The sequence below is a fragment of the Mesorhizobium sp. M1A.F.Ca.IN.022.07.1.1 genome (assembly GCF_003997575.1).
Classification (GTDB): domain Bacteria; phylum Pseudomonadota; class Alphaproteobacteria; order Rhizobiales; family Rhizobiaceae; genus Mesorhizobium.
Genome location: NZ_RZST01000280.1, coordinates 1 through 8169 on the forward strand (window position 1 = coordinate 1; position 8169 = coordinate 8169).

The following is an 8169-nucleotide window of genomic DNA, read 5'->3' on the forward strand; positions in this document are numbered from 1 at the left end:
GTAATAGCCCGACGTCTGGCCGGTGATCGACGCGGCCGGCGGCGTGACGGCATCGGCCGGCGCCGTCACGTCGCGAACGGTCGTCTCGTCACAGGCCCAAATCTTCCTCGTGCCACCGGCGTTGTATGCGATGAAGCTTTCGACCGGGTCGCTGCCGATCGTGGCGCGCTTGACCGAACCGCCTCGCATGATGATACCGGTTGACGTCGGAAACCAGTTCTCGAGCGTTTGCGCAGAGAAGGGCTTGGATTTCACCAGGCTCTGGTTGGTGACCCATCCGGCGACAGGCGCGCCGAACGTGTAGGGCTGCGCAACGGCACGCGCGGTCGGCGGTGCGGCCTTCCGGCGACCGGGAAACCGTTCGTACCTCACGCTGCACCTGTGACCGTGCCGGGCCATGCGACGCGCCGGCCGCGCCAACTGACAGGAGGCTGGCCGGAAACGACGGGCTTCGAACCGCCGTCGGTGTCGATCCGGCGCAAAAGCATGTCCTGATAGTCGTCAAAGTCCTGCTCGTAGGCCTGCCCCTTGTTCTGCTTCCAGCGGGCGATGATCGCCTTTTTCAGCAGTTCCTCGGAAAGCCGGAAGCTGTCCGCGTCTTCGGTGAACAGCGTCTTCTTCGACGTGTCGCTGGCGGCAACGATCTGGTTCGAGAGGTAGAAGAACTTGACCGTCTCACCGCTCGCCATCACCGGCCACTGGTGGAACTGGTCACCGTAGATGATCCAGTAGCCGTTCACAGTGGCGACCGGCGTCACCTGCAGTTCAAGCCAGTGATCGGGGCTGGTCAGGTGTTCGGTTGCCCACTGCCAGCGCGACGACCACAGGGACGAGGTCTTCTGCATGCGGCGGAAGTCCGACGGCATGTCGAACGCATCGGCCACGCCGTCGCCCGTGAATGTCGTCTGGATCAGCAGCTTCTGCCAATCGTGAGCGTCCGCGATTTCAGACGCCATGACGTTGGCGAGTTCCTGCATCTCGACCATCTCTCGACTGGTCGCGCCATAGAGCAGGCTCGGCACGTCCATGCCGAGCACTGTCGTGGCGCCTTTGACCACGTCGAGGATGGACATCAGGCAGCTTCCTTGCCCTTGCCCTTCGGCTTCGTCAGCTCCTCGATCATGGCTTCCATTGCGGCCTGGCGTTCCACCAGCTCGGCAATCTGCGCATCCTTTGCGGCCTCACGCTCGGCGGCCTTCGCAGCATCCGAATTGGCGAGGAACAAGCCGGCCTGCTTGCGCAGATCCCGCATGTTCGGCAGCCGCACGCGGTCAAGCTGGCCGTCGGGCAGATCGCGCACTTCCTCGACGGTGCGTATGCCAGCGGTGCGCAGAACCTCCGCCTGCTCCGGTGTGACGCCCGACCAGGCGGCAAGCGCCGTGCCGTTGAGGGGAATTTCACGGCCTGCCTTGAAAGCCTCGTAAGCCGGCTCGATCTGGTTCCAGCGCGCCGTCATGAAACGCAGCTTTTCGCCGTCCTGATCCTCGCCCATTAGCGACGGGTCGGGAAGCAGATGGCGCACGCGTTCGGTGGTGCGCGTGTTCAGCGGCGAATGCGACGGCGAATACGTCACCCAATCCTCGGGCTGAAGCTCAAGGATGCGCCGATTGCTGGCGTCGAGCTTGTAGCCCTTGGTGTCGCACTTTTCCTTCACCGGGTCGCCCTTGACTGGCAGTTTCTCGTAGCTCGTCTTGAACCCGATCACGCGGATAAGGGGCTGCGCTTCGCTCATAGATTTCGGCTCCTGAACGTTGTGGGCGCCAGCGGCGCCCTACTGGTTGATCACATCGACGATGCCGGGAAACTCGGCGAGCAGTGCTGCCCACTCGGCTTCCGACAGGTTTTCAGCCTTGGCGAGGTTGACCGCGTTGCGGTGCTCGCCACCGTTCCAGAGCTGGCGGAATTTCGGGAAGATGCCAGTCTGGGTATCGACTGCGACGGGCTCGGCGGGTGCTTCGTTCTTGTCGGACTTGTCGCCCATCTTTGGCACTCCTTCGCTGTTGAGGAAAAAGGCGGGCCACGCTTCCGCAGCCCGCCCCTGCTGATCAGTGCGGGAAGGCGCACATGATGATCTTCGACGCGGCGAGGATCGCGTAGGCGCAAACCGTGTCGGTGACTGCGGCGGCCACCTTCAGGGTGCCGTCGGTGGTGGCCGAAAGGACGAGCGCCTGGCCGGAAGCGCCAGACACCAGGGCCGTGGTCAGGGTGGCGACACCCTTGACCTGGATCCAGCCATATTCGCCGTTGCCCGGAGCGCCTGCGAGGACCCCCGCGCCGTTGCCGGCCGTGTCCGACACGTCCGAAGTCACTTCATTCGTGACGCCGGTCGACACGCCGCCCGGCGCATAGAAGCCGACGGCGTTGCCCGCGACGGCAGCCACCGCGCCAGCGCCCTGATTGTACTTCACGAAGCGGTACGTCTTGCTGTCGTACGATTCGTAGAGGTCGCCTACCTTCGGAGCCTTGCCGGAGTTCGCTCCGGTGAGCTGCGCGGCGGTGTACGTCTGGGTGACGTCGATACCAACAAAAGAGGTCATCGTTCTTGCTCCTTATGCCGCGTCGAAGATCACGCCCTGAAGCGAGCGGTTCGAGCAGACGAGATTGCCCATCCAGTAGAAGGGGATGACAACCGCATCCTGGTTGACGGGCTTCTTCTCGTCGTCCTGCGTCCACTGCGCCTCCTTGTGCTGGTCGACGTAGAGGTAGTCGGAGTTGAGGAAGTAGCCCTTCTCGGCCGTGGTCGTGAAATTCGTGTTGTCATCGAAAATCACGTCGGCGGTCTTGTACTTCAGCCCGATGAAACCGGACTGAGCCATGTCGGCGTCCATGTACCGCTGAAGCTGCTGCTCGCCGGTTTCGTACAGCGAGTAGAAGTCGTGGCTGAACGTGATCAGGTCCGGCTTGTCGGCGCCGCGGTTGAGCGTCAGCCACATCGCGTTCATGTCGGCCTTGAAGGTCGCAGCGTTGGCCGCAGAAGGCGACGCGGCAAGGTTGGTGCCGGTGGCCTCGCGGAACTTGTTGCGCCAGAAGGTCCACGTGGCGGAATCGATGCCGCCGACGATGCCCTGACCGTTGGTCTGCAGGATGTTGGCCAGGCCGCCGATCTGGTTCGACAGCGAGCCGTCGGAATAAAGGTCGACGGAGAAGTTGTTGGCCGCCGTCTTGAGCGCGTTGTTCTTCTTGGTCTTCACCAGGTTGATCATTGCGAACTTGCCGGAATTCTGGCGAAGCTCCTTGCCGCTCGATACGACATGCAGCGCGACCTGCGCCCAATCGTATTTTGCGGAGGTGACGACGTCAGAGCCGTTGGTGTTCAGCGTGTCGAGGCCGGCATAACGCTGATAGGTCGAGTTTTCCGCGTATTCGAGCTGCACCTGAATTTCGGTGCCGCCGTCAAGGTTGCGGATCTTGTTCTTCTTCTTCAGCCGGTTGAGGAAGGCGTTGTTCTTCGAAACGTTGTCCGCCACTTCCGTCGCGCTGTTGCGAAGGGTGGTGGACACCATTTCCGTGAAGGTAGTCGACGGACCAGCCATCGCTGTTATCCTTTATGGTTCCGGTCGTAGACAGCGGCCAGTTCTTCATCTTCGGTGAGAACCCGAGCCTTGCCCGACGCTGTTGAGGGGATGTTGACGGAGTTGGCGCGCTTGGCCGCGTCGACCTTTCCGGTGTCCTTGGGAGCGGCCGGTTTCGCGGCGGCTGCCTTGGCCCTCAGATCGGGATCGGCGTTGACTGCCATGTCATAGGCCAGGTTGAACACGGCCTCTTTCGAGGCGGTGGCTCCAAGCCGGTCCCATGCATCGTTGATGAAAGCCACCATGCGCTTTTCAGGGATTTCCGAGTAAAGCGGCTTGTCGGCTGACAAGCGGCTCAACTCTTCGTTGGCGGCGGTGGTGGCGTCGCGCTCCTGAAGGCGCTGGTTTATGCGGTCGTCGATGTTCGCGGAGTTGTGGACAGACGCGAGCATCTGCTTCAACCCGGCGATTTCCTGCCGCAATTCATTTTCGCCCTGCTGGACGGTCTGGCCGAAGACAGCCGCGACCTTGTCGCGGATGCCGTAGCGGTCGATGATGTTCATCACCGTCTCGACCGGGGCCTGATCCATGCTCTGCTGGACGTTGAAAAGATAGTCGATCGCCTGTGCCGGCGTGATCACTCGACCATCCGCACCCTTCTTGCCGGTGTTCGCGTCGAAATATTTTCCGTTGCGCTCGATGACATCCTGAATCGGCTTATAGGCAGAGGCCTGCCGGCCATGATCGGAAAGCCGCTGCTGCAGCTCCTGCTCGCGATCGGCGACGAACTTGCGGAGCTCGGCCGGGGCCTTCTCCCAGGCTTGCTTGACGTTGTCGGCCACGCCGCCCTTGATGCCCTGCCAGTTGGCCGGGAGAGGAACCTGCTCGGCGCCAGGCGTCAGACTATCGCCGGCCTGTCCCTCTCCACCATCGCCGCCAGCAGCCGCCGGTTCAGCGGTGAACTCGGCAGCAGATTTCCTGGCCGGATCGGGGCTGGCGAACTTGCCCTGATCCCGCTCAGCCCCGTTATCGCGCTCGTGCTTGTTCCAGATTGCTTCCAGCGCCGCGTCATCCGGGACGGTCGCCGCGGCATTGCTGTTCGCCGCCTCTGCGAGTGCGCCGGCGGGCGGGGCGTTGTTGGCCAGGCTTTCTGCTACAGCAGCGCTCATCGAAATTCCTCTGACACCTGAAGGCCCCGCTTCTTGCAGAAGTCGGGATTGCGAAATTTGCCCTTGGTCGGTGACAGGCTCGGCTCGTATTCGACGCAGTTGTTGCGCTTCAGATCATCGCGGCGCTCGGAGCGCGAGGTGATCATTCGGCCATCGATCGGCGAGGCGTAGTCCGGGATGTCGGAAATGACGTTCGGCATGACAATCTGACCGGCGAACGGCTTTTCCATCGGAACGCCGGTCTGCCGGTCGACGAAGATGCCATCGCGGAAAACGTACCTTGCCAATTTCCTGTCCTGCTTCTCGGGCGGATACAGGTTGCAAGGGGTCGGTGCGAAATTCTAAGCCGCTTGAACAGTGTCTCAGTTCGAGTTTTCGCCGCAGGATCGAGTTTGAACCCCAAGCGTTGAATCGCTATGCTCTACCGGGAGGCACAGGGATACAATGAAGGCGCACGAGGCGTTGATAGCTTGGAGCGGTTGGGACGATGAGTCTACAATGCGAGGCCAAGTGGCGGTAGGTCGCATCGTTGGCGAAGGCGAAGTATCCTGGACAGACGGCTATGCCAGCACAGGCGGCGCTTCTTTGGAAGCCCGACGGAGGATGCGCGGTTCCGAAAGCACCATGGGGGTACTACAGGATTTCCATTACTTGGTCGTGGAGGAGCGCCTTGACCCCGAAGCGGTGCACAATGCATTTCTCGCGATCGACGAGTACGCGGAACTGTTCGGTTAGAAGGAAAATGGCGACCTTTTCCAAGTCCAAGGTCGACGTCAAAGGCGATGCCACAACTCAAGCGGCGCGGACGATCATCGGCGGCGAAGCCGCAGCCAGGATCGCCAAGACTGCGCGTTTGAAAGCGGCAAGGCTCGCGAAGGCACAAGAGACGAAGCCCGCAAACGACAAGGTAAAAGGCAAGCGCTGATAGCTGCCCAAGCTCAATCACCCGATTACATTTCAGCCCGATTGTGATGCGTCGCTGTAGGCAAGCGGCAGACGATAGTCTGCTCGCAACTAGCTAAGCAGCAGCAACACCGCGTCGTCATCGTCACGCATGGCCGCCAGCTCCCTGTCGATCACTATGCGGCCAAGACGTCGCTCCAAAGCTGACGCGTCGGGAAATTCGATCGGCGGGGCTTGGAAACCGGCGAGCAGCGCGTTGATGATTTCCGGCGATAGCGCCGGCCACTCGGCCAATTCCAGGATCTGCGCTGGCGGCTCATTGAGATCGACGACCTTGCCGTCACGAACATATTTGACCGGCTTGCGGTAGTAGCCGCCTGGCTTGAATAGCGAATCGAGATCTGCGCCCTTTGGGCCGAAGTAGCGGTTGCCGTAATAGCGCTTGCCGAACCAGCGATCAGCGAACATCAGCTAGCGTCCAGAATGACCGCAAGTCGGTTGCCGTCCTGGTCGACGGAAGCGTTGATGCGGTCCTTCGTGTCGTTGGTGTCGCGAAAGATGGCCGTTCCGGTGCCGAGGCCATTCGCCTTGCCGAGCAGAGCAGCAGACCATAGCCGCCAGCCCTGCCGAGGCGTCAGGCCGGGCTCGATGCCGGATGCGCGATCAAGCAGAGCGTCGGCATTCTGGTTCGCGGTCGGGATATCGCCCACGGCAGCGGGAGCGGCCGGCAGATTGTCTGTTTTGGCCCTGATCGCAGCGGTGTCACTCTTGACCGCGGCGATGTCGGCCGAGACAGAGGCGCCGGCAGGAGCGCCGAGCTTGTTGCTGATTGCGGTGTCGTTGGTCGCCAAAGTCGAAAGCTGCGTGTCGAGATTGGCCGAGGCCATGCCGACTGCGGCTCTCACACCAGGCGCGTCCAGATCATTGAAGCCGGTGACGCCTGTTCCCTTCGCAAGCACGATGTTGGTGCCGGCAGTCAGCACGCGCGTCGCAGTCGACCATACGGCATCGAGGGCGTTCGCTGCGAACTTGGCAGCAGTGATCGCGCCGGCCGCAAAGGTGTTGGACGTGATCGCACCCGAGTTCCATGCCGTTCCGCCCGCATTCACGACATTGACGCCGATCTGAGCGCTGGCAGTATTGACCGCTGCGCCTGCGATCTGCGTGGCGTTCGCCGACACAACGCCAGCCGTAAGGCTCACCTGGCCGGTGCCGGTGCCAGATGACAGCAGCACGCTCGCGCCAATATCTCGAGCCGTCTGTGCGGTGCCGCTTATACTGCCGACGTCAACGCGCCCGTTTGCATCGACGGTTGCGGTGCGCCCCGTGGTGGTGTCGCGGCGGAAAAGCTCAATCACGCGGGTGACCGGGGCCATGCTCGCTTGTGTGATGTGCAGCACCTGCTCTTCGGCATCGGACGTTGAGGCGATGGTCGTGTCTTCGTCGATCAGCAGCGAATAGACGCCCGGTATGTTGGCTGCCGACAGTTCGGTGATCGTCGGTGTCGTGTAAACAGTCGCCGTGCCACCGTTGCGGCTGCGGTAGACCGTGAACGACGCCAGGCCGGTCTTGCGGGTGGTGAGGTCGACGCTATCGACCGCCACAAAATAGATGACCTGATCGATCTTGCCGCTCGGGATCCTCATATGCCGTACCTCCCGCGCGTGATCGTGAACAAATTGGCCATGTCCGTCTGCGAGAGAACCGCGCCTTCCCACATGGTGAAGTTGGCCATCCTGCCGCCATTAGCCCATTTGCCGTCACCGCTACCCCGAGCAGCAATTTCGAAGGTCTGCGATGCGCTGGACGCCGACGGCGTGGTGTAAGTGGACGTGAAGGTCTGCACGGTTCCGTCCAGGAATATGAAGCCGGTGGTCGCTGCCTCGTCGACCGACAGTCCAATGGCATGCCAGGCACTGGCGGAGGGGCTGAGAGTGCTGTTGAAGTCGAGGGCGAAAGATGCGCCGGTCTTCGACACGTTGAAGCCCAGAACGCCCGAGGCAGTCAGCGTGAACCTGCAGCCGATATTGCCGGGAGCGTTGACGTTATCGCCGAAGATGCCGCTCGCTGTCGCGACGTTGGCGAAATAGTTGTAGCCGAAATACGAGAACTTGGCGTTGTCCTTATGCAGGTTCTGCATCCAGGTTTCGTTCGTCGTGTCGTAGCGGAAGAAATCACCGCCATCAAACGAGAAATATTCCGAGGATGAGCGCCCGTTTGTCGTTCCGTTGATCGTCGGGTCGTCGGTCGTCGCGGTGCCGTCCGCGCCCCGGAAAAAGTCGTAGCCGTTTCCCGATGTATCCAGCCATTTGGTCGATCCGGCCGGCAGCGAAGCGCCATCGGCCGCGTCGAGGCAGATTTTCAATCCGGTCAGCAGTCCGAGCTGAGACACGAACTGAAGCATCCGGCGCCGACGCAAGAAATTCGGCGTGATCTGCTCAAACTGCGGCTGAGCGCCGGGGGTGAACTGGCCTTCAAGCATCAGCCGAGATTGGCCCCTGCGACCGCATCCGCGACCGATTTCAGCGCGTTGTATTCCGTGGTCAGCTTCGCGAACTGAGCCTTGGTCGCGGCCTCGTAGGCAT

General features: G+C 61.7%; 12 protein-coding genes and 1 pseudogene. 2 read left to right on the top strand and 11 right to left on the bottom strand.

Annotation, left to right across the window (positions count from 1 at the left end; genetic code table 11):
* From EOA75_RS24705 to EOA75_RS24740, 8 genes and pseudogenes are all read right to left on the bottom strand, one after another.
* Positions 1 to 372: pseudogene (locus EOA75_RS24705) on the bottom strand (hypothetical protein); the annotation flags it as partial.
* Complete coding sequence (locus EOA75_RS24710; protein ID WP_127325387.1) at positions 369 to 1073, bottom strand: hypothetical protein; 705 nt, start codon at positions 1071 to 1073, stop codon at positions 369 to 371. The pseudogene EOA75_RS24705 and the gene EOA75_RS24710, both read right to left, overlap by 4 nt.
* Positions 1073 to 1732, bottom strand: coding sequence for a hypothetical protein (locus EOA75_RS24715; RefSeq protein WP_127216419.1), 660 nt, complete (start codon positions 1730 to 1732; stop codon positions 1073 to 1075). The genes EOA75_RS24710 and EOA75_RS24715 overlap by 1 nt, the downstream gene beginning before the upstream one ends.
* 39 nt (positions 1733 to 1771) lie before the next feature.
* Entirely contained in the window at positions 1772 to 1981 is a 210-nt protein-coding gene (locus EOA75_RS24720; protein ID WP_127216418.1) for a hypothetical protein, read from the bottom strand.
* Between the two features lie 64 nt (positions 1982 to 2045).
* Positions 2046 to 2537, bottom strand: coding sequence for a hypothetical protein (locus tag EOA75_RS24725; protein WP_127216417.1), 492 nt, complete (start codon positions 2535 to 2537; stop codon positions 2046 to 2048).
* Positions 2538 to 2549: 12 nt separating this feature from the next.
* The gene (locus EOA75_RS24730; protein WP_095782847.1) at positions 2550 to 3533 is read right to left on the bottom strand and encodes a phage major capsid protein; all 984 of its coding nucleotides are present in this window, start codon (positions 3531 to 3533) and stop codon (positions 2550 to 2552) included.
* Positions 3534 to 3538: 5 nt separating this feature from the next.
* Positions 3539 to 4681 carry a hypothetical protein gene (locus EOA75_RS24735; protein ID WP_127325388.1) on the bottom strand — a complete coding sequence of 381 codons (1143 nt, stop codon included), beginning with the start codon at positions 4679 to 4681 and terminating at the stop codon, positions 3539 to 3541.
* Entirely contained in the window at positions 4678 to 4968 is a 291-nt protein-coding gene (locus EOA75_RS24740; protein WP_126093992.1) for a hypothetical protein, read from the bottom strand. Before EOA75_RS24740 ends, EOA75_RS24735 begins: the two co-directional genes overlap by 4 nt.
* 157 nt (positions 4969 to 5125) lie before the next feature.
* Here EOA75_RS24740 and EOA75_RS24745 point away from each other — a divergent pair, with 157 nt between their 5' ends.
* Positions 5126 to 5416: a hypothetical protein gene (locus tag EOA75_RS24745; RefSeq protein ID WP_127325389.1), complete on the top strand. Its 291-nt coding sequence runs from the start codon at positions 5126 to 5128 to the stop codon at positions 5414 to 5416.
* Positions 5417 to 5423: 7 nt separating this feature from the next.
* Complete coding sequence (locus EOA75_RS24750; RefSeq protein ID WP_127325390.1) at positions 5424 to 5606, top strand: hypothetical protein; 183 nt, start codon at positions 5424 to 5426, stop codon at positions 5604 to 5606.
* Between the two features lie 89 nt (positions 5607 to 5695).
* On the opposite strand, the gene EOA75_RS24755 is transcribed toward EOA75_RS24750, so the two are convergent.
* Genes EOA75_RS24755 through EOA75_RS24765 form a run of 3 tightly spaced genes read right to left on the bottom strand, consistent with a single transcriptional unit; the run spans position 5696 to position 8066 of the window.
* Positions 5696 to 6052 (bottom strand): hypothetical protein, encoded by a 357-nt coding sequence (locus tag EOA75_RS24755; protein WP_127325391.1) that lies wholly within the window; start codon positions 6050 to 6052, stop codon positions 5696 to 5698.
* Complete coding sequence (locus EOA75_RS24760) at positions 6052 to 7230, bottom strand: hypothetical protein (RefSeq protein ID WP_127325392.1); 1179 nt, start codon at positions 7228 to 7230, stop codon at positions 6052 to 6054. The genes EOA75_RS24755 and EOA75_RS24760 overlap by 1 nt, the downstream gene beginning before the upstream one ends.
* Positions 7227 to 8066 carry a hypothetical protein gene (locus EOA75_RS24765; protein WP_127325393.1) on the bottom strand — a complete coding sequence of 280 codons (840 nt, stop codon included), beginning with the start codon at positions 8064 to 8066 and terminating at the stop codon, positions 7227 to 7229. The genes EOA75_RS24760 and EOA75_RS24765 overlap by 4 nt, the downstream gene beginning before the upstream one ends.
* Positions 8067 to 8169: the final 103 nt, after the last annotated feature.

Coding starts and splice junctions, on each gene's coding strand:
- EOA75_RS24710 (WP_127325387.1), bottom strand. CDS start 1,073: ATGTCCATCCTCGACGTGGTCAAAGGCGCCACGACAGTGCTCGGCATG.
- EOA75_RS24715 (WP_127216419.1), bottom strand. CDS start 1,732: ATGAGCGAAGCGCAGCCCCTTATCCGCGTGATCGGGTTCAAGACGAGC.
- EOA75_RS24720 (WP_127216418.1), bottom strand. CDS start 1,981: ATGGGCGACAAGTCCGACAAGAACGAAGCACCCGCCGAGCCCGTCGCA.
- EOA75_RS24725 (WP_127216417.1), bottom strand. CDS start 2,537: ATGACCTCTTTTGTTGGTATCGACGTCACCCAGACGTACACCGCCGCG.
- EOA75_RS24730 (WP_095782847.1), bottom strand. CDS start 3,533: ATGGCTGGTCCGTCGACTACCTTCACGGAAATGGTGTCCACCACCCTT.
- EOA75_RS24735 (WP_127325388.1), bottom strand. CDS start 4,681: ATGAGCGCTGCTGTAGCAGAAAGCCTGGCCAACAACGCCCCGCCCGCC.
- EOA75_RS24745 (WP_127325389.1), top strand. CDS start 5,126: ATGAAGGCGCACGAGGCGTTGATAGCTTGGAGCGGTTGGGACGATGAG.
- EOA75_RS24750 (WP_127325390.1), top strand. CDS start 5,424: ATGGCGACCTTTTCCAAGTCCAAGGTCGACGTCAAAGGCGATGCCACA.
- EOA75_RS24755 (WP_127325391.1), bottom strand. CDS start 6,052: ATGTTCGCTGATCGCTGGTTCGGCAAGCGCTATTACGGCAACCGCTAC.
- EOA75_RS24760 (WP_127325392.1), bottom strand. CDS start 7,230: ATGAGGATCCCGAGCGGCAAGATCGATCAGGTCATCTATTTTGTGGCG.
- EOA75_RS24765 (WP_127325393.1), bottom strand. CDS start 8,066: ATGCTTGAAGGCCAGTTCACCCCCGGCGCTCAGCCGCAGTTTGAGCAG.